A 25149-nucleotide genomic window follows, 5' to 3' on the forward strand; every position below is an offset into this window, starting at 1 on the left:
TGCAGCAATTTGACCTGCGTGAGGCAGAGCGGCAAAGCATCTTGATTTATTGGAACGTTCCATTTAATAGGCGCTGGGAAGGGAAAGAGCCATGGACATCACCTTGCCCGGGGAAGGCGGCAGCCGCATCCTCTACCGGCTTGTCGCCCAGCCGGTGCAGCCTGTGGCCGGCGCGCGGTTTTCGCGCATCGCCTACGCCGCCGCCCATGTCGTCGCTGATCCCTTCGCCATGACCAATCCGTGGTCGAGGCCCGTGGTCGACTGGGACAAGACGATGGCGTTTCGCCATCACCTTTGGCGGCTCGGCTTTCGCGTCGCCGAAGCGATGGATACCTCGCAGCGCGGCATGGGTTTCGACTGGGCAAATGCCAGGGAATTGATCCGCCGCTCCATTATCGAGGCGCGCAGCGTCGAGGGGGCCGATCTCGCGTCAGGCGCCGGCACCGACCATCTGGCGCCGGGGGCCGCCAGCACGCTCGACGATGTCATCGCGGCCTATGAAGAGCAGCTCGGCTTCATCGAAGGGCTTGGCGGCAAGGCGATCATCATGGCCAGCCGCGCGCTGGCGGCGACCGCCAAAGGCCCCGACGACTATATCGGCGTCTACGACCGCATCCTGTCCCAGGCCTCCGGCAAGGTCATCCTGCACTGGCTGGGCGACATGTTCGACCCGGCGCTGAAAGGCTACTGGGGCAGCAGCGATTTCGAAACCGCGCTGGAGACGGTGGTCGCGATCATCGAACGCCATGCCGGCAAGGTCGAGGGCATAAAGATATCGTTGCTCGATGCCGGCAGGGAGATTGCCCTCAGAGACCGGCTGCCCGAGGGCGTGGTCATGTTCACCGGCGACGACTTCAATTACCCCGAGCTGATCGCCGGCGACGGCGACAGACATTCGCACGCGCTGCTCGGCATTTTCGATGCCATTGCGCCGGTCGCCAATGCGGCACTGGCAAAGCTGGCCGACGGCGACCGCGCCGGCTATGACACGCTGATGGCCCCGACAGTGCCGCTGTCGCGCAAGATCTTCGAGGCGCCGACCGAGTACTACAAGGCCGGCATCGTCTTCATGGCATGGCTGAACGGCCATCAGGAGCATTTTTCGATGATCGGCGGCATGCAATCGGCGCGCGGCATCCGTCATTACGCCGATGTCTTTCGCCTTGCCGACCAGGCAGGATTGCTGGCCGACCCCGAGCTCGCGATTGCCAGAATGACAAGCCTCTGCGCCGTAGCGGGCGTTTGATCGCAAGACGCTACAGCGTCCGGTCCAAAGCTTGGTCCGGGTGGCTTTGCGATTTGCCTTGTCTGGGCAAATCTGTATGCGGTATGCCTCCAGCAACAGAGAAGCCGATCCGGCGCTCCGCCGGCCAACTGGCAAAGCTGCCGTTCTGCATTGGGGTAAGCTGATGACCTTCGACCTTCAGGGCAAGCGCGTTTTCTTGGCCGGACATCGCGGCATGGTCGGCTCGGCCATCCTGCGCAGATTGGCCGACGAGGATTGCGAGGTCCTGACCGCCTCGCGCGCCGAGCTCGATCTCCTCGACCAGGCCGGCGTACGGCGCTGGATGGCCGACCGCAAGCCGGCTGCAGTGGTGATGGCGGCGGCCAAGGTCGGCGGTATCCTGGCCAACAACAGGCTTCCCGTCGATTTTCTGCAGGACAATCTCGTCATGCAGAACAATGTCATCGACAGCGCCTTCCGCAGCGAGGTGCAGAAGCTGCTGTTTCTCGGCTCATCCTGCATCTATCCCAAATTCGCGGCGCAGCCGATCTCCGAGGACGCCTTGCTGACCGGGCCGCTCGAACCCACCAACGAATGGTATGCGATCGCCAAGATCGCCGGACTGAAACTGTGCCAGGCCTATCGGCGCCAATACGGCGTCGACTACATCTCGGCGATGCCGACCAATCTCTACGGCCCGGGCGACAATTTCGACCTCAATTCCAGCCATGTCGTGCCCGCCCTGATGCGCAAGGCGCACGAGGCCAGGCGCGCCGGCCGCAAGAGCCTGGAGGTGTGGGGATCGGGCACGCCGATGCGCGAATTCCTGCATGTCGACGACGCCGCCGACGCGCTGGTCTGGCTGCTGAAGAATTATTCGGGTGACAGCCACATCAATGTCGGCTCTGGGGAAGACATCACCATTGCCGATCTTGCCCGCACCATCGTGTCGGTCGCCGGCGCCGATGCGGCGATCACATTCGATGCGACGAAGCCGGACGGCACGCCGCGCAAGCTGATGGACGTGTCGCGTCTGTTCGCCACCGGCTGGCGCCCACGCTATTCGTTGCGGAGCGGATTGGAACAGACCTATGCCTGGTTTCTTGAGCATGTCGAAACCGGCGATCTGCGCCTCGGCGCGGCCTGAGGCTGGTATTGGCCGGGAACGTCAGCCGATGAAAATACCGACGGCCAAGTGAGGGATTATCTGGATGGTGGGCGTGACAGGGATTGAACCTGTGACCCCTGCAATGTCAATGCAGTGCTCTCCCGCTGAGCTACACGCCCATCCGAAGCCGCGCATACACCATTTTTGGTTCGGCACGTCAATAGCGGGAAAAGGGAAAGAATGGCTGGCTTGTCTCTTTGTTTTGACGCAATTCCGGACGGAAAACCGCCTCACACTTTTCCTGGAATTGCTCTAGTCGATCAAGACGCGACAAAAGAGCGTCAGGCGGCCTGCAGCATCTTTTCGACCTCGTTGACGAGGTCGCGCAGGTGGAACGGCTTCGATAGCACCTTGGCGTCTTTCGGCGCCTTGGAATCAGGGTTCAGCGCGACGGCGGCGAAGCCGGTGATGAACATCACCTTGAGGTCGGGATCGATCTCGGTGGCGCGGCGGGCGAGCTCGATGCCATCCATTTCGGGCATGACGATGTCGGTCAAAAGCAGCGAAAAGGGTTCCTCGCGCAGCCGCTCATAGGCACTGGCGCCATTGTCGAAATCGCTGACCTGATAACCGGCGCGCTCCAGCGCCTTGACGAGGAACCGGCGCATGTCGTCGTCGTCTTCCGCCAGCAGAATGCGTGCCATCTTGTCCCGTCCGAATCACCCAACCGACAATGCCGTGCGGCAAGCCCGTTAACCATGCTGTATATGAGGAGGTGACGGTAAACATCAAGTGAACGTTGGCCGCACAATCCTGATTTGGCTGGCAGTTCGGCGGCTGGACATGCGGGCGGCGAGGTGGCACTTTCCTTATCATGATGCATTGGTATTTCCGGGTTCGTTCAAATTGAAAACGGCAGCCGAGGATTTTTCGGTCGTTCCACCCTTCGAAATCCGATCGGGCGCCGAACAGCGCGTTCCCTTCCTCTTCAACTCGCCACATAGCGGCCGCTACTATCCGGACCGGTTCATGGCGATGGCCAAACTGGACCGCAACGCCATCCGCCGCTCCGAGGACTGCTATGTCGAGGAATTGTTCGGCGGTGCTGTCGCGCTCGGGGCGCCGATGCTGGCGGCAAACTTCCCGCGCGCCTATCTAGACGTCAACCGGGAGCCGTGGGAACTTGACCCGCGCATGTTCGCCGAACCGGTGCCGTCATTCTGCAACATCCGCTCGGCGCGGGTGGCCGGCGGGCTCGGCACCGTGCCCAAGCTGGTCGGCGAGGGGCTCGACATCTATTCCGGCCGCTTGCCGCTGGCCGAAGCCGTGGCGCGCATCGAAGCGGTCTACAAGCCCTATCACGAGACGCTGAAACGGCTTTTGACCAGAACCCATGCGCTCTTCGGCTACGCCGTGCTGATTGATTGCCACTCGATGCCGGCAAGCATAAGGGTCGGCGACAGCGGATTGCGTCCGGATTTCATCGTCGGCGATCGGTTCGGCATTTCCGCCGCGGCGGCGTTGACCGAGACGGCGATCGGCCTTCTCACCGGCATGGGCTACAGCGTCGCCCACAATAAGCCCTATGCCGGAGGCTTCATCACGGAGCACTATGGCCGCCCCGTGCGCCATCTGCATGCGCTGCAGATCGAGGTCAATCGCGGGCTCTACATGAATGAGCGGACGTTCCAGAGATCGGCTGGTTTCGACGCCCTGGCCGGCGATCTGGCGCGGTTTTCGGCCGAACTGATGGCGATGCCCGATCACAATTTCATGGATCTACCGCTGGCTGCCGAATAGCGCCGGAATCGCGGTACTCGCCGCTTATGCGGCAGCGTAAAAAAAGACCGCATCGTTTGCACGACACGGTCGAAGTCTAGGGAGGAAACGCCCAAGGAGGGCATGGACAGGAACCCCTGTCCGAGAACAAACGTATTGTGCGCTGCACAAATGTCAAGGCGCGTTCCGGCTTTTTTAATTCACTGTGAAGTGGAAACTGCATTTCCATGACGGCGGCGTTGCATTCGAGCAACAGTTGGCACCGTGCGAAAGGCTCCGAACGCCCTTGTTTCGGCATAAATCCGTAGGCAAACCGGCATCTCAGACATGCTGGAGCGGGAGAATCAGTTGGACATCACCATCGAGTTCATGCGGCGCATTGCGCGTGCCGCCGCAGCCGAGACCTTACCGCGCTTCCGCAATCAGGGCGCGGTCACCAACAAGGAGCACGGCAGCTTCGACCCGGTCACCGAGGCCGACCGTGAAGCCGAGCGCGCCATCCGGGCGGTGATCAGCGCGCAATACCCCGATCACGGCATCCTCGGCGAGGAGCATGGCAGCGAAAACATCTCCAGCCGGCATGTCTGGGTGATCGATCCGATCGACGGCACGCGCGCCTTCATTTCCGGCCTGCCGGTATGGGGCACGCTGGTCGGGCTGACGGTCGACGGCGATGCCGTCGCCGGCATGATGTCGCAGCCCTTCACCGGCGAGCTGTTCTACGCCAATGCTTCCGGCTCGCATTATGAAGGTCCGGGTGGCCCGCGAAAACTCACGACGCGCAAGACCACAAATCTCGCCGAAGCGACGCTGTTCACCACCACGCCGGCGCTGTTCAAGGGAGACGCGCGCCTGCGCTACGACCTGTTCGAGCAACAGGTCCAACTCGCCCGCTACGGCACCGACTGCTATGCCTTCGCCATGGTGGCGGCGGGCAGCGTCGATATCGTCGCCGATCCCGGATTGAAGCCCTACGACATCGTGGCGCTGATCCCGATCATCGAGAAGGCAGGCGGCGTCGTCACCACTTTCGAGGGCGGACCGGCGGAAAAGGGCGGCGACATCCTGGCGGCGGCGACACCGGAGCTGCACGCGGCGGCGATGGCGGCGCTGTGCGGCTGAGCATCCGGTGCACCCACGCGTCTGTTTTTGCGCAAATCCGACGGAAACCGTGGTGCGGTTCTAAATTAGCTGTCGGCAGGCCAAGCGTCCGAGAGACGCAGGCCCAACAAAATGAGCACGAAAGAGATGAGGCCGGTCGGCGCGGACGAATACGCCACGCCTTTGATCACGGCTTCCTGAAAGGCGCTTCCGTGGAAGGCTCCGGCCGCCAACGGCATTGTCTCGTTGCCGGCTCCCCAGGCGCTGGCGATCACGTAGGCGGCCAGGATCGCCAAAGCCGAATAGATCAGGAGCCAGAACGCAATCCGCGACATCGCCGCGCCGAGATTGAGCCTAGACCATGTGAGGCCTAACGCCAGCAAAAGAACGCCCTCCAGGGCGCTGAGCGTGTGCGCGGACAGTCCGAGCCGCGGTGCGGCGAGGTACGGTATTGCAAACCCCTCGAATGACGAAAACAGCAGCAGCGCGACGCCAATCTGCAGTAGCCGATGCCCCTGACGTGACAGCGTGTTCGATGCGTTCATGGTCGTTTTTCTCCCGGTCTCTGCCGAATTGCCTCCAATCTCTTTGGCCGCTACCTAGCGCTCGATGCCTGAACGGGAATAAGGGGCAAGCTGCGCCGGGCAAGCAACCCGCGCAGGCTTTGTTGCCGGGCGCCGGCGAAGCGGTCAAACAGCGTCGCCGGTTCCTGGGATGAAGGCATCGAATGCCGCAAGCAGTTGCTCGCGATAGAGGTCGGCTTCCTGCAGGATCTCATGGCGGGCGCCGTCGATCATCACTAGCGAGCCGACGCGCAGACGTCTCGCATAGGCCTCGACTGCCCTGGTCGAGACGACCTGGTCGGCGCCGGCGGCGATCATCAGCAAGGGCACCTGGATCTTGGCCATGAAATCCGGGTTGCTGACGATCAAGGACGCCTCCGTGGCCGCCTTCAGCCAGCGGATCGTCGGTCCGCCAAGCGCCAGCTGCAGATAGGTTTCGTAGATCAGCGTGTTGCGCCGATAGCGCGCCGGATCGCTGGTCAGCTTGTTCATGGCGAAGGGCACTGATTCCTTGGGTCGCGGACCCCATGCGGCATAGAGCCGTCCAAGGCCGAGAAGGCAGAACAGCGAACAGATGCCGCGAACGGTTTTTACCGAAACCGGGAGGTCAGGCACGGTGAAGAACGGTGCGATCAGCACCATGCGGCGCACGCGGTTCGCCATCGAGGGCGCGGCGAGCAGCGCAATCACCGCGCCGGCCGAGTGGGCCAGTATGTAGTAGGGGCCTCGGCAATCGGGCAGCACGATCTCCTCGAAGAACTGCTCCAGATCGCCGGTGTAGTCGAAGAAGCTCCGGACGAAGCCGCGCTGTCGGTCGCCGATCAGCCGGTCGGAAGCGCCCTGGCCGCGCCAGTCGAGGGTTGCCACGCCAAAGCCCCGGTCGGCAAGGTTGCGAATGGTCTCGAAATATTTCTCGATGCACTCGTTGCGGCCGGTCAGGACGACCACGGTGCCCTTCATCGGGCGGGTAACCGCGGCAAACAGCCCATAGCGGATCTTCTTGCCGTCGCGCGTGGTGAAGAAGCCGCCGGCCGCGTTTTCCGGCAGCGGATTGCCCGGAGTTTCGTGGAAGAGGGGGGGCTGGTGGAAAAGATCGGTCATACGGTGTTTGGTTGGTGTCGGTGCCGACGGGCGCAAGTCAGGCATAAACGCCCATGCGCCAAAAGCAAAGGAATTCGGGACGCCGGGGAGGTCGACCCAGGCAGCGAACAAGAAAGGCCGGAAGCAGCCTTGGGCGTGCTTCCGGCCTCTGTCGACCCGGGAGGAAGGGACGTTACACCCGGTTCGGCCTCGTCGTGTCGCCTTTTCCGGCGACCTGTTCGTGATCTCCAGAACAGTTTTAATGCCGCCTGGCTGAACGCTCGCCGAAGCCACGGTTCATCTGCCGTTCATCGGCATCGGGACGTGGGCCGAGACCGGTCCCGTTCGGACGCGAGAAAATCTTGAAATGCCGTCGTCCGCTTCCCAAATTTGTCATGCGGCCGCCAATGTCGGGGCCGCTGGCCCATCCGGAACGCCGTCACGGGTTTCGCACCGGCCATACGCAACCTTGTTGCTCAACAGGAGAACACACCATGCGTCACGTTGATTTTTCCCCGCTTTACCGTTCGACCGTCGGTTTCGACCGGCTGTTCACCATGCTCGATTCGCTTGCGCAGCCGGAAGGCCAGACGTACCCGCCTTACAACATCGAGCGCACGGGTGAGGATGCCTATCGCATCTCGATGGCTGTGGCCGGCTTCTCGGAAGATGAGATTTCGATCGAAGCTCACCGCAATGTGCTGACCGTCAAGGGTGAGCGCAAGGAGGAAGGCAATGGCGAAGGCTCCGAACTGCTCTATCGCGGTATCGCCAGCCGAGCCTTCGAGCGCCGCTTCCAGCTTGCCGATCACGTCGAGGTTGTCGGCGCCGCGCTGAAGAACGGCCTGCTCTTCGTCGACCTCAAGCGCAACATCCCCGAAGAGCTGAAGCCGCGCAAGATCGCGATCACCTCGGCTCCGGCCAAGGCCAAGCAGATCGAGGCCAAGACTGCCGCCTAAGCCAGGCAGCTAAACTCTCCCGGGACGCCAACTCCCTGGGAAGAAAGGGCGGTGCAGCAATGCGCCGCTCTTTTGCTGTGGTAAGGCTTGCTATCCAGCGAGCAGGTAGCCGAAACGGTCGACTTCGTCGGGCGTGGTCGCGAAGCTGGTGACGAAGCGATAGAGCGCTTCGTCTTCGCCAATGTAGCCGTCGTAGCCGAGCGGCCTGTGCCAGTCGTGGAAGGCCGCGCCTGCCGCTTGCATTCTTTCGGCCTCGGCCTTTTTCATGACCGCGAAGACCTCGTTCGCCTGCGGCAGCCAGGCCAGCCGGGCCGAAGGGGAATCTTCTATCGCCGCGGCAAGCCGTGCCGCCATCGCATTGGCGTGCCGTGCCGTGTCGAGCCATAGCCCACCCCTGAAATAAGCATCGAATTGCGCGGCGATGAAGCGCGATTTCGAGAACAACTGGGCCGCACGCTTGCGCAAAAAGGCCAATTCCTTGGCTCGCTCGAGGTCGAACAGCACGATCGCCTCGGCGCACCAACAGCCATTCTTGGTGCCGCCGAAGGAGAGGATGTCGACACCGTGCTTCCAGGTCATTTCGGCCGGCGTCGTTTCCAGCGCGACGAGCGCATTAGCAAAGCGGGCCCCGTCCATGTGCAGCGGCAGTCCATGCTGCTTTGCGATCGCCGAAATCCTGGCGATTTCGTTCAGCGTGTAGACGGTGCCGACCTCGGTCGACTGAGTGATCGAAACCGCCATCGGCCGCCCGGAATGAACGTTTTCGGGTGCGAAACGGTCCACCGCCCGTTCCAGATTGCCGGCATCGATCTTGCCGAGTGCGCCTTCGACTGTATAAAGCCGCGAACCGCCGGTGAAATATTCCGGTGCACCGCATTCATCCTCGATGACGTGCGATTCGCGATGGCAGAAGGAAATGCCGCCTGGCTTGTTATAGGTAGTCAGCGATAGCGAATTGGCGGCGGTGCCGGTGGCCACGAAAAACACCGCGACCTCGCATTCGAAGATTTCATTGAAGCGCTGGTAAACTGTCTTGTCGAGGAGGCCGTCGCCATAGGCGGTGGAGAAGCCGTCGGCATGGGCCGACAGGCCGGCAGCGATACGGGGATGGGCGCCTGCCCAATTGTCGGAAGCGAAAATCATGCGTCTGCCTATGCTGGGGAAATCGGTGCGAGCTTGGCCGCTTTCGCATGCCGGCCGCAAGTGGCAGATACCGAAAATCCGCTAAAGCCAGCGAAACGCATGAGCGTACATGCAGCGACTGAAGGTTACGCTGACACCGCGTTCCGCGCAATTTTCTGTCGCCAAAGCCCCAAGAATTTTGTGAATCGGTCTTGTGTGCATCCAAAATTTCTGTCATAAAAATTTAGGACAGTAGTGCTGTCTTATTTTTGTCGCACAAAACTGGCCGCATTGGCATATGATTGCGCCTCTGCGGCAATTGCCGCGAGCGACAGCTAGACAGCCTGGCTCTGGCCTGTACGAATACCATATGCGAACCATGCGGAAAGCCGCACGGTCGACAAGAATTTCGCAAGACGTGCCGCAAGATTGAAAGGGGAGCCACGCGCTTCCCGACGGAAACCAGCGCCCGAAGGGGACGGAACGGAGGACAGGACGATGACGGACATGACGCCATCTGCGATGAAGGCCGCGCAGACGAAAGCGGCAGCCGTCAAAAATCCGTCCCTGACCAATATTGGGCGAACCAGCACCGGCTATGCCGCGCACGGCCTCTACGATCCGCGCAATGAGCATGATGCCTGCGGCGTTGGCTTCATCGTCAACATGAAGGGCGTAAGGTCACACCAGATCGTCGAGGACGGCCTTGCCGTGCTCGAAAACCTGACGCATCGCGGCGCCGTCGGCGCCGATCCGCTGATGGGCGACGGCGCCGGCGTGCTGGTGCAACTGCCGGACCGCTTCTTCCGCGAGGAGATGGCCAAACAAGGGGTCGAATTGCCGAAGCCCGGCCACTATGCCGTCGGCCACGTGTTCATGCCGCGCGACCCGGAGCTGCAGGCGCATATCGAAGGCATCATCGCCGAGGTGGCGCAACTCGAGGGCCAGCCGCTGCTCGGCTTTCGCGACGTGCCCGTCGACAATTCGTCGCTGTCCAAGGCGCCCGACATCGCCGCTTCCGAGCCGGTGCACCGGCAGGTGTTCCTGGGCCGCGGCGCCGAGATCGAGAACGACGACGATTACGAGCGGCGGCTCTACATCCTGCGCAAGGTCATTTCCGGCCGTATCCACGAGGAGACCAAAGGCGTCGACAACGGCTTCTATGTCGTCTCGATGTCCTCGCGGACCATCGTCTACAAGGGCATGTTCCTGGCCTATCAGGTCGGCGCCTACTACAAGGACCTCACCGACCCGCGTTTCGAGACGGCGCTGATCCTGGTCCACCAGCGCTTCTCGACCAACACGTTCCCGTCGTGGAAGCTGGCGCATCCCTACCGCATGGTCGCCCATAATGGCGAGATCAACACGCTGCGCGGCAACGTCAACTGGATGGCGGCACGGCAGGCCTCGGTCGATTCCGAACTGTTCGGCAACGACATCTCGAAGCTGTGGCCGATCTCCTATGAAGGGCAGTCGGACACCGCCTGCTTCGACAATGCGCTCGAATTCCTGACGCAGGGCGGCTATTCGCTCGCCCATGCCATGATGATGCTGATCCCGGAAGCCTGGGCCGGCAACAAGCTGATGGGTCAGGACCGCAAGGCCTTCTACGAGTATCACGCAGCCCTGATGGAGCCGTGGGACGGGCCGGCGGCGGTTGCCTTCACCGACGGCCGCCAGATCGGCGCCACGCTCGATCGCAATGGGCTGCGGCCGGCGCGCTACATCGTCACCGACGACGACCGCGTCATTATGGCCTCGGAAGCCGGCGTGCTGCCGGTGCCAGAGGAAAGGATCGTCAAGAAGTGGCGGCTGCAGCCCGGCCGCATGCTGCTGATCGACCTGGACAAGGGCCGCATCGTTTCCGACGAGGAGATCAAGTCGGAGATTGCGACCAGGCACCCGTACAAGAGCTGGCTCGCCAACACCCAGCTCATCCTCGAGGATCTGAACCCGGTCGAGCCGCGCGCCCTGCGCAGGGATGTCTCACTGCTCGACCGCCAGCAGGCGTTCGGCTACACCCAGGAAGACACCAAGCTGTTGATGTCGCCGATGGCGACCACCGGGCAGGAGGCGGTCGGCTCGATGGGCACCGACACGCCGATATCGGCAATGTCGGACAGATCGAAGCTGCTCTACACCTATTTCAAGCAGAACTTCGCACAGGTCACCAACCCGCCGATCGACCCGATTCGCGAGGAACTGGTGATGAGCCTCGTCTCCTTCATCGGGCCGCGGCCCAACATCTTTGATCTTGTCGGCACTTCGCGCCGCAAGCGGCTCGAAGTGCGCCAGCCGATCCTGACCAATGGCGATCTGGAGAAGCTGCGCTCGGTCGGTCACACCGAGGACCGTTTCGACACCAAGACGATCGACATCACCTATGCTTCGAATGAAGGCGCGGCCGGCATGCTGGGCGCCATCGACCGGCTGTGCGAGCGCGCCGAGGCGGCGGTCGCCGGCGGCTACAACATCATCATCCTGTCGGACCGTCAGCTCGGGCCGGACCGCATCGCCATTCCGGCGCTGCTGGCAACGGCGGCCGTGCATCATCATTTGATCCGGAAGGGATTGCGCACCTCGGTTGGGCTCGTCGTGGAATCCGGCGAGCCGCGCGAGGTGCATCATTTCTGCTGTCTCGCCGGCTACGGCGCCGAGGCGATCAATCCCTATCTCGCTTTCGACACGCTGCTCGATATGCACAAGCGTGGCGAATTGCCGGCGGAGGTCGATGCCTACGAGGTCGTCTCCCGCTACATCAAGTCAATCGGCAAGGGCATCCTCAAGGTGATGTCCAAGATGGGCATCTCCACCTACCAGTCCTATTGCGGTGCGCAGATCTTTGATGCCATCGGGCTGAAGTCGGACTTCGTGCAGAAGTACTTCACCGGCACGGCGACGCTGATCGAAGGCGTCGGGCTGGACGAGATCGCCGCCGAAACGGTCAGCCGCCACACCGACGGCTTCGGCAACGACCCGGTGCTGCGCAACAGCCTCGAGGTCGGCGGCGAATACATGTTCCGCATGCGCGGCGAGGCCCATATCTGGTCGCCGGACGCAGTGGCGACCTTGCAGCACGCCGTGCGCCAAGGCTCGTGGGAAACGTTCAAGGACTATTCCGCCCAGATCGACAGCGACACGGCACAGGCGCAGACCATTCGCGGCCTGTTCAAGATCAAGCTGGCGCAAGAGACCGGGCGCAAGAAGGTCAAGCTCGACGAGGTGATGCCGGCCGCCGATATCGTCAAGCGCTTCTCGACCGGGGCGATGTCCTTCGGCTCGATCTCCAGGGAAGCGCACACGACACTGGCGCGCGCCATGAACGCCATCGGCGGCAAGTCGAACACCGGCGAGGGCGGCGAAGAGGCCGACCGCTATCTGCCACTGCCGGGCGGCGGCAAGAACCCCGAACGCTCGGCGATCAAGCAGGTCGCTTCGGGACGCTTTGGCGTCACGGCGGAATATCTGGTCAATTCCGACATGATGCAGATCAAGGTCGCGCAAGGGGCGAAGCCCGGCGAGGGCGGCCAGCTGCCGGGCCACAAAGTCGATGCGACCATAGCCAAGGTCAGGCATTCGACGCCGGGCGTCGGCCTGATCTCGCCGCCGCCGCATCATGACATCTATTCGATCGAGGATCTGGCGCAGCTCATCTACGATCTGAAGAACGTCAATCCGGCGGCCGACGTATCGGTCAAGCTGGTCTCGGAAGTCGGCGTCGGCACAGTTGCGGCCGGCGTTGCCAAGGCGCGTGCCGACCACATCACCATATCAGGTTATGACGGCGGCACCGGCGCCTCGCCGCTGACCTCGCTCAAGCATGCCGGCAGCCCGTGGGAGATGGGCCTTGCCGAGACGCACCAGACGCTGGTGCTCAACGGTCTCAGGTCGCGCGTCGCGCTGCAGGTCGATGGCGGCCTGCGCACCGGGCGTGACGTCATCATCGGCGCACTGCTCGGCGCCGACGAGTTCGGCTTCTCGACCGCGCCGTTGATCGCGGCCGGCTGCATCATGATGCGCAAGTGCCATCTCAACACCTGCCCGGTCGGCGTCGCGACACAGGACCCGGTGCTGCGCAAGCGCTTCAAGGGCACGCCCGAGCACGTCATCAACTTCTTCTTCTATGTGGCGGAAGAGGTGCGGGCGCTGCTTGCCGAGATGGGCCATACCCATCTCGACCAGATCATCGGCGACACCGACCTTCTGGAAAAGCGCGAGCTGATCCAGCACTGGAAGGCGCGCGGGCTCGACTTCAGCAAGATGTTCTACAAGCCTGATGCGCCGCACGAGGCGGTGCACTGGACCGAGCGGCAGAAGCATCCGATCGACGACGTGCTCGACCGCAAGCTGATCGAACTGGCAAAGCCGGCGCTCGAAGCCAGGCAGCCGGTCAGTATCGAACTGCCGATCCGCAACGTCGACCGTTCGACGGGCGCCATGCTGTCGGGCGAGGTGGCAAAGCGCTTCAAGCACAAGGGCCTGCGCGAGGACACGATCTCGGTGAAGCTCACCGGCACGGCCGGCCAGTCCTTTGGCGCCTTCCTGGCGCGCGGCGTCTCGTTCGAACTGGTGGGCGCTGCCAACGACTATGTCGGCAAGGGCCTGTCGGGCGGCCGCATCGTCATCCGCCCGCCGGAGAACACGAAAATCGTTGCTGCCGAGTCCATTATTGTCGGCAATACCGTGCTCTACGGCGCAACCGAGGGCGAGGCCTATTTCTGCGGCGTCGCCGGCGAGCGTTTTGCCGTGCGCAATTCGGGTGTCGCCGCCGTCGTTGAAGGCGTCGGCGACCATGGTTGCGAATACATGACCGGCGGTATCGTCGTCGTTATCGGCCAGACCGGCCGCAACTTCGCCGCCGGCATGTCGGGCGGCGTCGCCTATGTGCTCGACGAGGCGGGCGATTTCGCCGAGCGCTGCAACATGGCGATGGTCGAGCTGGAGCCGGTTCCGGAAGAGGACGACCTTATGGAAAAGCTGCTCCACCATGGCGGCGATCTCGACCACAAGGGCCGTGTCGACGTATCCGGCGATATGACCAGCCATGACGAGGAGCGGCTCTACCAGCTTATCTCCAACCACGTCCACTACACGGGCTCGGTGCGAGGTCGCGAGATCCTCGACGACTGGGCGATTTTCCGGCCGAAATTCCGGAAGATCATGCCGGTCGAATACCGCCGCGCGCTGATCGAGATGGAACGTATGCGCATGAACGTGGCGGCGGAATAGATTTGGAAATTGCCGGGAAGCCATGCGTCCCGGCAACCATCTTCATCAACAATCCTGACCTCGGACTGAAGGTTGCCACGGCTGCCTTATGAGGTTAACGGGTGCGTCGCCAGGCGTGCCTTCCGGACAGCAGGGACTGGACTATGGGCAAGGTAACAGGGTTTCTCGAGATCGACCGGCAGGTGCACAAGTACCAGCCGGCTTCCGACCGCATCCGGCATTTTCGCGAGTTCACGCTGCCGATGTCGGACAAGGAGGTCGAGAAACAGGCCGCGCGCTGTATGGATTGCGGCATTCCGTATTGCCATGGACCGACCGGCTGCCCGATCCACAATCAGATCCCGGACTGGAACGACCTCGTCTACAATGGCGACTGGGACAACGCGATCCGCAACCTGCATTCGACGAACAATTTTCCGGAATTCACCGGCCGCATCTGTCCGGCACCTTGCGAGGAAGCCTGCACGCTGAATCTCGAGGACATTCCGGTCGCCATCAAGACGATCGAGCAGGCGATTGCCGACAAGGCCTATGAAACCGGCCATATCCGGCCCTATCCGCCGGAACGAAAGACCGGCAAGCGCGTCGCGATCATCGGCTCGGGGCCGGCGGGAATGGCCGCTGCCCAGCAACTCGGTCGTGCCGGCCATGACGTTCACGTCTATGAGCGCGAGAGCCGGCCGGGCGGGCTGATGCGCTACGGCATCCCCGATTTCAAGATCGAGAAGCATTATATCGACCGGCGCATCGAGCAGATGCAGGGCGAAGGTGTCAGCTTCCATTGTGGCGTCAATGTCGGCGTCGACAAGCCGGTCGCCGAACTGCTCGCCGAATATGACGCGGTCCTCTATTGCGGCGGTTCCGAAACACCGCGTCCGGCCAACATCCCGGGCGATGATCTCGACGGCGTGCACGACGCCATGCCCTATTTGGTGCAGCAGAACAAGCGCATAGGCGGCGAGCCGATCCAGTCGGTCGCATGGCCGTCCCGCCCGATCGTCGCCGGCGGCCAGCATGTCGTCGTCGTCGGCGGCGGCGACACTGCCTCCGACTGCGTCGGCACTGCCTTCCGCCAGGGCGCGGTGCGCGTCACCCAGCTCGACATCCGGCCGCAGCCGCCGGAAAAGGAAGACAAGCTGTCGGTCTGGCCCTACTGGGCGACCAAGATGCGCACCTCGTCCTCGCAGGCCGAAGGCGCCGAGCGCGAATTCCAGGTGGCGACGCTCGAATTCATCGGCGAAGACGGCCAGCTGACCGGGGTCAAATGCTGCGAGGTCGACGAAAAGCGCAAGCCGATCGCCGGCACCGAATTCGTTATCCGCGCCGATCTCGCGTTCATCGCCATCGGCTTTGCCGGGCCAGCCGCTCGAGGGCCGGTGTCGGAGCTCGACGGGCAGATGACGATCGTCACCGACAGCCGCCGTTCGAAGAATGTCGAGGCCAATGATCGGGATTACAGGACCAGCGTCGAAAGGCTCTATGCGGCGGGCGACGTGCGGCGCGGCCAGTCGCTGGTCGTCTGGGCGATCCGCGAGGGCCGCCAGGCGGCGCGCGCCATCGACGAGGCGCTGATGGGATCGAGCGTGCTGCCGCGTTGAGTCCGTTCCGAAGAGGTTCTGCTTACTGCCGGATCGCCGTCGTCGTGTCGGATGCGGCCGCCGTCGCAGGCTGTGTCTTCGGCGGCCAGGAGAAATCGTCGGCACGGCCCGGTGAGGCGTCGGGCGCCTTGCCCTCGATGACAAGCCTTTCGCCCGGCAAATTCTTGTCAGCTTTTGCCGGCGGGGCGGCGCCGAGAAGTTCCGAGCCGCCGTCCAGTGCCGGATCGCTGAGCAGCATCGGCACGGTGCGATCGACGGCTATCGGTGCGGCAGCAGGTGCCGGCGCCTCGACGGGAGCGCCGGCCGGGGCAGAAGCCGGGACCACGCTTCCCGGCGCGGCCAGCCCAAGGATCTTCATCAGCGGCTTTTCGGTATAGAAGGCGAGCTTGCGCTTGCCGGCCTTCGACATGTTGATGCCATCGTCGGAGCGCAGGCGCACCGATTGGCCGTTGATGTCCGGACCGCTGGTGATGAAGGCGCCGTTCTCGTCGACGAACCCGTCCCAGACGTCGACGAATTCGCCGCCGTGGCTTTCGGCGGACGAGCGGAATATGTCGTTGAAGGCCAGCATGTCGGAGGTCATTTTCGAGACCCGGATGGCCGGCATGCCGACCCACAGATACGGCACCTTGGTTGCGGCGATGGCCTTGCCGAACGCATCGGTCCGGCGCTCGTATTCCTTGGTCCAGTTTTCGGATCGCGGCTGCTCGCGCACATCGCCGACGCGCATCTGCTGTCGGTCGTTGGATCCGAGCATGACGACGACGGCTGCCGGTTTCTCGGCAGCGATCAGCGACTTGACCTGTTCTGGCCAGTTGTAGACATCGTCACGCACGAAGCCGGACGATCCGTTGGCACGGATGACGATCCTGACGCCGGTGTTCTCGGCAAAGGCGGCGTCGAGCCCCTCAGCCAGCCCAGACGCCATGAAATCGCCGACCACCAGAACGACGCGTGCATCCGGCGCCTTCTCGGCCACCGGGGTTGTCGGTTCGGCCGGCGGCGGCCGGCGACCGGACCGGGGCTTCCTCAGCTTGGGTCTGGGCTTTGCTCTCTGGAATTCTCTCTGGAATTCGGGCGGCGGCTGCTCAAACCGCTCGCTTCTGCGCGGAAACAACAGGTCGCGTAGCGACCAGCCACGACTTTCCGGCTCCTGCGCCATGGCCGAGGTATGAAAGGCACTGGCGGCGCCGACTGCCAGAACGGCGATCGCCACAACGAGGATCGGCACGCGACGAACGATTAACCGGATGCGCGCAGCCGAAACCAATCACCCTCTCCATCCCGTAACCGGCTCTAGTTCTGCCTGAGCCATTTGAGCACTTCCTTGCTCGGATACCCGTCCTGGGTCAAGCCGGCCTTTGCCTGGAAGGCCATGATGGCGGTTTTCGATCCGTCACCGATCTTGCCGTCGAACTTGCCGTCGTAATAGCCGTGCTCAGAAAGTCGCTTCTGAAGCTCCTGCCTTTCCTCGAAGGAGAGCTTGGTAAACGGTCGCTTCCAGTCCTGCACAAGCCCGCCATAGCCGGCGATTTCGTCGGCAAGAAGGCCCACGGCGAGCGCATATTTGTCGGCATTGTTGTAGCGCTTGATGACCGAGAAATCTTGATCATCAGGAAAGCCGGCCCGCCGCGGCCGCCGGGCAGCTTCAACGTCGCCTTGTCCGCACCGTTCTTGAACGGCTTGCCGTTGGCACGGGTGACGCCCAGCGCCTGCCATTGCGACAGCGACTTCGAGCCTCCGGGCAGCTTCTTGCCGTCCGGAAGGCTGACCTCATAACCCCAGGTCTTGCCTGCCTGCCAGCCGTTCTTCCTCAGCAAATTGGCGGCTGTCGCCAGTGCGTCGGGAATCGAATTCCAGATGTCGCGCTTGCCGTTGCCGTCCATATCGACCGCATAGGACTGGTAGCTGGTCGGGATGAACTGGGTATGGCCCATTGCGCCGGCCCATGAGCCGCTGAGATGGCTTTCGTCGATGTCGCCGGTTTGCAGGATCTTCAGCGCCGCGATCAGCTGGGTGCGGGCAAATTTCGCTCGCTTTGGGTCGGCATAACCAAGCGTCGCCAGCGAGCGCACGACATTGCGCATGATGTCATCGCGCTTGAGGGTTTCGCCATAGTTCGATTCCATAGACCAGATGGCCAGCAGGATGTAGCGGTCGACGCCGTATCTTACCTCGATCCTGTCCAGCCAAGGCTTCCATTTCCTTGCCATCTGCTGGCCGACGGCGACCGACTGGTCATGGACGCGGTTGTCGAAATAATCCCAGGCGGGTGCGGTGAATTCGGGTTGAGTACGAGCCTTTTCCAGCACCACCGGGTCAGCATCGTTGATGCCCTTGAATGCCTGGTCGTAGACGGAGCCGGAAACGCCGCTCGCCACGGCGGTAGCACGGAAGCTGGCGACCCATTGGCGGAAGCCGGCATCGGCAAAAGCCGGCCCGCTGGGCATGAGCAAGGCAAGCGAGAGGCTGGCGGCCGTCAGGACGCTGGTGAAGCGCCTTGCGGCGTTGCGAACGGACATCTTTTCCTCCTTCTTCATGTCAGGAAGACTATTCATCGCCGAACCCGGTTAGCATTTGGTTTACCATAGGTGCCGTCCGGGGTGAAAAGATGCGTCAATGCTTTACCAGCTGAGATTTCTGACCCGCCGTTCAGTAATCCTCGATTTCGGCATGAAAATGTCTCGAATCGGGATTGCCGAACAGGCATGCAAATGGATAATTGGCACATGAAGAGAGTTCGCAAGGCAGTATTCCCGGTTGCCGGTCTCGGCACGCGCTTTCTCCCCGCTACCAAGGCCATTCCCAAGGAAATGCTGACGGTCGTCGACAGGCCGGTCATCCAGTATGTGGTCGATGAGGCGCGCGATGCGGGGATCGAGCATTTCATCTTCGTGACCGGCCGCAACAAGGCGGTCATCGAGGATCACTTCGATGTCCAGTTCGAGCTCTACGACACGCTTGCGCAGCGCGGCAAGGACGACCAGCTCGCCCGCCTGCAGCGGCTGCAGCCGGCGCCGGGGCAGACCAGCTTCACCCGCCAGCAGGTACCGCTCGGCCTTGGTCACGCCGTCTGGTGCGCGCGCGAGCTTGTCGGCGACGAGCCTTTTGCGCTGCTGTTACCCGACATGATCATGCAGTCGGAAAAAAGCTGCATGAAGGACATGGTCGAGCTTTACGCCGAGACCGGCAACAACATCGTCGCCGTGCAGGAATGCGATCCGGCCGAGGCGCACAAATACGGCATTGTCGCCCGCGGCGAGGACGCGCATCACGGTTTCCGCATCACCGGCATGGTGGAAAAGCCGAAGACCGGCACGGCGCCGTCAAACCTCTACATCAACGGGCGCTACATCCTGCAGCCGGAGATATTCAAGATACTCGAAGGTCAGGAAAAAGGCGCCGGCAACGAGATCCAGCTCACCGATGCAATGCTGAAGCTGCAGAACCAACAGCCCTTCTACGGCTACCACTACCGCGGGCGGACGTTCGACTGCGGCTCGCCCGAAGGCTTCGTCGAGGCCAACGTTGCCTTCGCACTGTGGCGCAGCGACATGAATGCCAGCATGGCCGGTGTCATTCGCACGCTTCTGGACGAACTCGCGCCGTCAGAACGCCGCGGCGTAGCCTTGTAGTTTCAACGCCGGCTGCCGCAGACCGGCTAAAGCGCGCCGCGTTCGACCGACCTCATGCGACGCGCTTTAGGTTCTTGTTTTATGCATGTCGTTATCGCAAAACCGCTGCACACTTTTGCGCGACATGCATTTAGCGCTGCAACTTCAAGCCGACGAAGATACTGTTGGCCGTGTAGCCGCGCCCAACCAGGTTGCTGGTCAGTTTTTCAGTCCTGGCGCGGGTGGTGAGCCCGGTGTAGCGGTTCAGCCACCACGTCAGCCCAGCCTCGGCGCTCAGCGTCAAATCATGATCGTCGGAACCGGTATAGTCGCGCCATTCAAGGCCGAGTGCGGCATTTCCGGTCAGGTTGGCGCGGATTTGCCGCTCGCCGGTGAGGCTGCCGGAATAGAGCATGTCGCCGCTTTCGCCCGCGTTCGTCGTGTTCTCGGCGGTCGTCTGTGCGGTGAGCCCGATCGTGGTGCCGCGTTCCGGCGACCATTTGAGATCGGCATTGACCGTCGCGCCCGAAATCGCCGGCAGGGCGTCGTCGTCGATGGCTTCGCGCAGCCAGCCGACCGAGAACTCGCCGCTAAGCTTTTCGCGGAGATCGAGCTCGACGCCGGCCCGCGCGCCAAGCCTGGTCGAGGAGCGCTGGAAACCGTTTGGATCGACGCGCAAATCATAAGCGCGCCGGCCGATCTCGATTTCGGTGAACGGGGTGATGGCAGGCGAGATCTCGTAACCGGTGCGCAAAATGGCCGTGTAGAGCGTCGAGTCGCGGCCCTTCTGCGACAGCGATCCGCCCGACGAAAGCTTGGCGTCGCCAAAGATGTCGTGCTCGACCGCGCCGGTCAGCGCGAAGCGCATCTTGCCGGCATCCTTCTCGACGGCGAGACTGCCGTTCACGGTCTGCCGGACCGGCTGCCCAACGGCACCGACGATGGCGTCCGGCGACGAGGCCGATTCGGGCACGGCCTCATAGCCCAGCTTGGCGATGGCGCGCAGATCATTGTCGAGATCGATGTTGAGCGTGCCGTCGACGCGGCCTTGCGCCTCGTGAATGTCATAGCCGGACAAGGTTTCGCGGAAGATGCCATAGCCCTCAACCGTCGCCGAATTCTCCCGCCAATCGGAGACGGCGTTGAAGCGCAGCGTCGTTTCCGACAGCAATGCCGGCTTGCCGAGGCTGCTCGAATCGGCGTTTGTCGAAGACGTCAGGCCCTGTTCGAGCGTCGGCCGGATCACGAAGGAGCCGAGCTTGATACCGGTGGCGGCGAACGGGTCGTCCTCGTTCTTTTTGTTCTGGCCTTCGATGGCTTCGGTGCGCTCGGCGCCGGGGTCGAGCTTGAGCCTCTCGGCGGAATCGACGGTGACGGCACGGCGGTTGACCGTATCCTGCTCGTCTATGGCAGCGGTATCGGTGTCATCGGTCCTGGCCGCGGCTGCAGTCGCGGTTCCCTTGCTCTTCGTATTGTCCGTGACCCCGTCGTTGGCCTTGTCTTCTTCGGCGGCGCGTTGCGTTGCGCTCGGCCGCCGTCGTGGGGGCGGAGCAGGGTTGTCGGGAAATGGGTCGCCGCTGGCCGCTGGTGGATCGAAAGTGCCGCCGGTTGTGGCCGCTTCGCCCGTGCCGTCGTCAGCCAAGGCCCCCGGACTGGCCGGACGATAGGTAGGCAGCGGCGTATTGTCGTTGGCGGTGGCAGCAGCCTGGGCGGCTTGGGTTCCAGCCATGCTCGATTGCCTGATCTTGTACTGCTGGTCGTCCAGGATTGTCGATTCCGAAACCTCGCCGCGCAGCTCGGTTTCCTGGGCGCAAAGCAGCACCGGCCGCGACAACGCAAGGACACTGGTTGCCAGCAGCAAAGCGCAGACCGCCTTGCCCTTTCGTCCCATTTTGCTTTGAGGCTGAAACCCGGACATCGGCACCACTGCTTGCGCGGCGCACGCGCGCCATACTTACGAAACCGTAAATGGGGATGGTTAACGGAGCGTTGAGGGATGGGCCGTCAAGGTGTTCGGGGCGGCAATTCCGTTGGACAGGCGCGCGCCGAAGCGCTAATCGCATCGTCCATGGACGTGAAATCCCCAGACAGGAAGCGGCACGACGGGCAGGCCGCGATTGCCTCGGCGCTGAGAACGGTGGCGACGGAGCAGGCCGGCGTCGCGGCACTGGCAGACGCTCTCGAAAACGGGCTGGCCGAGCCGTTCGCACGGGCCGTCGACATGGTGTCGCAGATCGATGGCCGCGTCATCGTCACCGGGGTCGGCAAAAGCGGCCATATCGGCTCGAAGATCGCCGCGACACTCGCCTCGACCGGCACGCCGGCCTTCTTCGTCCACCCTGCCGAAGCCAATCACGGCGACCTCGGCATGATCGCCAGGAACGACGCTATCGTCGCCCTGTCGTGGTCGGGGGAAAGCCTCGAGCTCAAAGGCATCATCGCCTATTCGAGGCGCTTCTCGATCCCGCTGGTCGCGGTCACTGCGGGCGAAAAATCGGCTCTGGCGCGCGCGGCGGACGTGGTGCTTCTGCTGCCGCGAGCCCCGGAAGCCTGTCCGCACGGCCTTGCGCCGACGACCTCGACGCTGCTGCAAATGGTGATGGGCGATGCGCTGGCCATCGCGCTGCTCGAGGCACGCGGCTTCACCCCGGACCATTTCCGCACGTTCCATCCCGGCGGCCAGCTCGGAGCCAACCTGACGCAGATCCGCGAGATCATGCATGTCGGCGACAGGCTGCCGCTGGTGTCGTCAGGTACCGGCATGCGCGAAGCGATCCTGGAATTGTCGCGCAAGGGGTTTGGCTGCGTGGCGGTGACTGGCGCGGACGGCAAGCTGATCGGCATCATCACCGACGGTGACATCAGGCGCCATATCGGCAGCGATCTCCTGGCGATGAGCGTCGATCAGGTGATGACCAGAGAGCCAAAAATGGCCGCGCCCGACACGCTGGTGGCGACGGCGCTGCAGACGATCAACGACTCGGCCATCACCAGCCTGATGGTGGTCGAAGGCAGGCGGCCGATCGGGCTCGTCCATCTGCACGACCTGCTGCGGATCGGTGCTGCCTAGCGGGCTTCTAGACCGCCTCGACCGTCAGTTCCAGGTCGGTGTCAGCGGCACCCGTCACGCGCACTTGCGTGCCGGCTGGCAGGTCAGGGCCGGAGACGCGCCACAACGTGTCGCCCAGCTTGATACGGCCGCGCCCGTCCTTGATCGGCTCGGCAAGGGTCGCCGTCCGGCCGACCATCTGCGCGCCGCGACGGTTGAGCAGGGGCTGGTCGGTCTCCTCATGGCGCCCGCCCACCAGCCGCTTGCCGACATAGGCCGAGACCAGCGACAGCGCGAGGAAGGCGAGGACCTGGACTTGCCAGGTCCAGAAACCGGCGTCCCAGATGAGCAGCGAGACGACGCCGATCAACAGCGCGGCAATGCCGATCCACAGCATGAAAATACCCGGCGCGATAACCTCCATCACCAGCAGGACGAAGCCGAGGACCATCCAGCTCCACGGGCCGAGTTCGGAAACAATGCGGTCGAGCATGGCTGCGGCCTCAGGTTTCGCTCGGGCGAACCACCGGTGGGCGGGCGGCCTGTCGTGCGGCGCCGGCGGTGCCTTCGCTCCGGAAAACCTCCTTGGCGATTTCGCCAATGCCGCCGAGCGTGCCGATCAGCGATGAGGCCTCCACCGGCATCAGAACGAGTTTGCTGTTTGTCGCCGAGCCGATCTTGGTCAGCGCTTCGGTGTATTTCAGCGCGACGAAGTAGTTGAGCGCCTGCACGTCGCCCTTGGAGATCGCCTCCGACACCACCTGCGTGGCGCGTGCTTCAGCCTCGGCCGAGCGCTCGCGCGCCTCGGCGTCGCGGAATGCGGCTTCCTTGCGGCCCTCGGCCTCCAGAATCTGCGATTGCTTGAGGCCTTCGGCGGCGAGGATCTGGGCGCGCTTATTGCGCTCGGCCATCATCTGGCGGCCCATCGATTCGACGAGATTGGCCGGCGGGTTGATGTCCTTGATCTCGACACGAGTGATCTTGATACCCCAAGGGTGCGCGGCCTCGTCAACGACGCGCAGCAGGCGCTCGTTGATGGCGTCGCGGTTCGACAGCAGCTCGTCGAGGTCCATCGAGCCCATCACGGTGCGGATGTTGGTCATCGTCAGATTGAGAATGGCGTTCTGCAGGCCGGCGACCTGATAGGCGGCCTGCGCCGCGTTGAGCACCTGATAGAAGGCGATGCCATCGACGGCAACGGTGGCATTGTCGCGGGTGATGATCTCCTGCGTCGGAACGTCGAGCACCTGCTCCATCATGTTCATCTTGGCGCCGACACGGTCGACGAAGGGCACGATCAGGTTGAGCCCCGGGTTCAATGTCTTGGTGTAACGGCCAAAGCGTTCGACGGTATAATTATAGCCTTGCGGAATTGTCCGAATGCCCTTGAAAAGCACCAGGACGACAAGGGCGACAAGAACAAGAAGCGCAATATCGAAACCACTGAAACCCATTTGGCTCTCCCCTCAAAGGCCGGCCATGTTGGACATTCCACGCGGCCGACTTGACCAAACACTTAAGTGTGTTTCAGCAACGTTACAATCGGGTGATCATGGATGCCGGTGCATAGACAGGTGATCTGTTCAGGCCCAGCCGGACAGCTCGCGCCGTACCATTGCCTCGATCACCGCCATGCCCTCGGCACTGTCGTTGAGGCAAGGGATGTGTGCGAACTTTTCACCGCCGGCATGGTGGAAGGTCTCGGCCGCTTCCCTGCCGATTTCGTCCAGCGTCTCGATGCAGTCGACGGAAAAGCCCGGATTGACGATGGCGATCGACTTCACGCCTTCGCGCCCTAGCCTTTCGACCGTCTTGTCGGTGTAGGGCTGCAGCCATTCCTGCGCGCCGAAGCGCGACTGGAAGGTGGTAATCAGCTTCTTTTCATCCCAGCCGAGCTCTTCGCGCAACAGCCGCGTCGTCTCGAGGCAATGAGCCTGGTAGGGGTCGCCCTTGTCGGAATAGGGTTTCGGAATGCCGTGATAGGAAGCGATGACAATTTCCGGTTCGAAGTCGAGGCTCGCCAGATGCTTTTCGATCGAACGGGCGAGCGCCTCGATATAGGCCGGCTGGTTGTAATAGGGCGGTATGCTGCGAATGGCCGGGGCATGGCGCATCTTCATCAGCGCGCGAAACAGCTGGTCGTTGGCGGTCGCAGTCGTCGTCGCCGAATATTGCGGATAGAGCGGGAAAGAAAGGATGCGGTCGCAGCCTTGCTCGACCAGTCTGTTGGCCACGCTCTCGGTCGAAGGCCTGCCGTAGCGCATCGCCCAGTCGACGACGACGTTGGGTAGATCGCCGAGCGCAAGCCCGAGCTTCTCGGCCTGGGCGCGAGTGTAGGTTCGCAGCGGCGACTCGTTGCGCTCCCGGTTCCATATCCTGGCATAGTTGGCGCCCGATTTCTTCGGCCGGGTGGTGAGGACCACGCCATAGAGGATCGGATACCAGATCGCCTTGTTGAGCTCGATGACGCGTGGATCGGACAGGAACTCCCGGAGGTAGCGCCACATCGGCTTGAAGCCGGTGCCGTCCGGGGTGCCGAGATTGATCAGCATGACACCGACCTTGCCTGCCCTGACCAGAGGGTGTCCTGCCGACGGCGAGGCGGCGGTCTTCTCGGCTTTGATTTCAGCAGGGCTGGCACGCGTCATGAGGTTCTCCAACACCGCGAACCAACGGTGCCGCGGCGAAAGTAGCGATGCCGCGCCGGTTTTCAAATGCTGCG

At 62.9% G+C, this 25149-nt stretch carries 18 protein-coding genes, 1 tRNA gene and 1 pseudogene; 9 read left to right on the top strand and 11 right to left on the bottom strand.

Going from position 1 to position 25149, the window contains the following annotated elements; genetic code table 11:
- Window positions 1-91: 91 nt before the first annotated feature.
- Complete coding sequence (locus tag RQ479_RS28850) at window positions 92-1246, top strand: dihydrodipicolinate synthase family protein (protein WP_376703261.1); 1155 nt, start codon at window positions 92-94, stop codon at window positions 1244-1246.
- A 163-nt stretch (window positions 1247-1409) separates the two neighbouring features.
- Complete coding sequence (locus RQ479_RS28855; protein ID WP_376703262.1) at window positions 1410-2372, top strand: GDP-L-fucose synthase family protein; 963 nt, start codon at window positions 1410-1412, stop codon at window positions 2370-2372.
- Window positions 2373-2437: 65 nt separating this feature from the next.
- On the opposite strand, the gene RQ479_RS28860 is transcribed toward RQ479_RS28855, so the two are convergent.
- Window positions 2438-2512: transfer RNA gene (locus RQ479_RS28860), tRNA-Val, on the bottom strand.
- A gap of 162 nt (window positions 2513-2674) precedes the next feature.
- The gene (gene cpdR / locus RQ479_RS28865) at window positions 2675-3037 is read right to left on the bottom strand and encodes a cell cycle two-component system response regulator CpdR (protein ID WP_006199474.1); all 363 of its coding nucleotides are present in this window, start codon (window positions 3035-3037) and stop codon (window positions 2675-2677) included.
- A 139-nt stretch (window positions 3038-3176) separates the two neighbouring features.
- Between cpdR and RQ479_RS28870 the strand changes: the two genes are divergently transcribed.
- Both RQ479_RS28870 and hisN read left to right on the top strand, forming a co-directional pair.
- Window positions 3177-4133 carry an N-formylglutamate amidohydrolase gene (locus tag RQ479_RS28870; protein WP_376703263.1) on the top strand — a complete coding sequence of 319 codons (957 nt, stop codon included), beginning with the start codon at window positions 3177-3179 and terminating at the stop codon, window positions 4131-4133.
- 327 nt (window positions 4134-4460) lie between these two features.
- Window positions 4461-5234 carry a histidinol-phosphatase gene (gene hisN, locus RQ479_RS28875; protein WP_376703264.1) on the top strand — a complete coding sequence of 258 codons (774 nt, stop codon included), beginning with the start codon at window positions 4461-4463 and terminating at the stop codon, window positions 5232-5234.
- Window positions 5235-5299: 65 nt separating this feature from the next.
- Here the strand turns inward: hisN and RQ479_RS28880 are convergent, their stop codons facing one another.
- Together RQ479_RS28880 and RQ479_RS28885 are read right to left on the bottom strand one after the other, a co-directional pair.
- On the bottom strand, window positions 5300-5758 hold the full coding sequence (locus RQ479_RS28880) for a hypothetical protein (protein WP_376703265.1): 459 nt from the start codon (window positions 5756-5758) through the stop codon (window positions 5300-5302).
- Between the two features lie 144 nt (window positions 5759-5902).
- Entirely contained in the window at window positions 5903-6877 is a 975-nt protein-coding gene (locus tag RQ479_RS28885; protein ID WP_376703266.1) for an alpha/beta fold hydrolase, read from the bottom strand.
- A 473-nt stretch (window positions 6878-7350) separates the two neighbouring features.
- Between RQ479_RS28885 and RQ479_RS28890 the strand changes: the two genes are divergently transcribed.
- On the top strand, window positions 7351-7815 hold the full coding sequence (locus tag RQ479_RS28890) for an Hsp20 family protein (RefSeq protein WP_023675381.1): 465 nt from the start codon (window positions 7351-7353) through the stop codon (window positions 7813-7815).
- Window positions 7816-7905: 90 nt separating this feature from the next.
- On the opposite strand, the gene RQ479_RS28895 is transcribed toward RQ479_RS28890, so the two are convergent.
- Window positions 7906-8958: a threonine aldolase family protein gene (locus tag RQ479_RS28895; protein WP_376703267.1), complete on the bottom strand. Its 1053-nt coding sequence runs from the start codon at window positions 8956-8958 to the stop codon at window positions 7906-7908.
- A gap of 477 nt (window positions 8959-9435) precedes the next feature.
- On the opposite strand from RQ479_RS28895, the gene gltB reads away from it, so the two are divergent.
- Complete coding sequence (gltB, locus tag RQ479_RS28900) at window positions 9436-14166, top strand: glutamate synthase large subunit (RefSeq protein ID WP_352465856.1); 4731 nt, start codon at window positions 9436-9438, stop codon at window positions 14164-14166.
- A gap of 143 nt (window positions 14167-14309) precedes the next feature.
- Window positions 14310-15764: a glutamate synthase subunit beta gene (locus RQ479_RS28905; RefSeq protein WP_352465855.1), complete on the top strand. Its 1455-nt coding sequence runs from the start codon at window positions 14310-14312 to the stop codon at window positions 15762-15764.
- A 22-nt stretch (window positions 15765-15786) separates the two neighbouring features.
- Here the strand turns inward: RQ479_RS28905 and RQ479_RS28910 are convergent, their stop codons facing one another.
- Window positions 15787-17034, bottom strand: a complete 1248-nt coding sequence (locus RQ479_RS28910; protein ID WP_352465854.1) for a DUF459 domain-containing protein — start codon at window positions 17032-17034, stop codon at window positions 15787-15789.
- Window positions 17035-17060: 26 nt separating this feature from the next.
- Window positions 17061-18286: pseudogene (locus RQ479_RS28915) on the bottom strand (lytic murein transglycosylase).
- A 207-nt stretch (window positions 18287-18493) separates the two neighbouring features.
- Here RQ479_RS28915 and galU point away from each other — a divergent pair.
- Entirely contained in the window at window positions 18494-19399 is a 906-nt protein-coding gene (galU, locus tag RQ479_RS28920; RefSeq protein WP_376703268.1) for a UTP--glucose-1-phosphate uridylyltransferase GalU, read from the top strand.
- 130 nt (window positions 19400-19529) lie between these two features.
- Here the strand turns inward: galU and RQ479_RS28925 are convergent, their stop codons facing one another.
- Entirely contained in the window at window positions 19530-21296 is a 1767-nt protein-coding gene (locus RQ479_RS28925) for an outer membrane beta-barrel protein (RefSeq protein ID WP_376703269.1), read from the bottom strand.
- A 150-nt stretch (window positions 21297-21446) separates the two neighbouring features.
- Here RQ479_RS28925 and RQ479_RS28930 point away from each other — a divergent pair, with 150 nt between their 5' ends.
- The gene (locus tag RQ479_RS28930) at window positions 21447-22448 is read left to right on the top strand and encodes an SIS domain-containing protein (protein WP_292664673.1); all 1002 of its coding nucleotides are present in this window, start codon (window positions 21447-21449) and stop codon (window positions 22446-22448) included.
- A gap of 7 nt (window positions 22449-22455) precedes the next feature.
- Here the strand turns inward: RQ479_RS28930 and RQ479_RS28935 are convergent, their stop codons facing one another.
- The 3 genes from RQ479_RS28935 to hemH form a co-directional block, all read right to left on the bottom strand.
- Window positions 22456-22920, bottom strand: coding sequence for an NfeD family protein (locus RQ479_RS28935; protein ID WP_292664672.1), 465 nt, complete (start codon window positions 22918-22920; stop codon window positions 22456-22458).
- 10 nt (window positions 22921-22930) lie between these two features.
- Window positions 22931-23881 carry an SPFH domain-containing protein gene (locus RQ479_RS28940; protein WP_376703270.1) on the bottom strand — a complete coding sequence of 317 codons (951 nt, stop codon included), beginning with the start codon at window positions 23879-23881 and terminating at the stop codon, window positions 22931-22933.
- A 129-nt stretch (window positions 23882-24010) separates the two neighbouring features.
- Window positions 24011-25075, bottom strand: coding sequence for a ferrochelatase (gene hemH, locus RQ479_RS28945; protein WP_376703271.1), 1065 nt, complete (start codon window positions 25073-25075; stop codon window positions 24011-24013).
- Window positions 25076-25149 lie beyond the last annotated feature (74 nt).

This window comes from Mesorhizobium sp. ISC25 (assembly GCF_042295465.1).
Classification (GTDB): Bacteria; Pseudomonadota; Alphaproteobacteria; order Rhizobiales; family Rhizobiaceae; genus Mesorhizobium.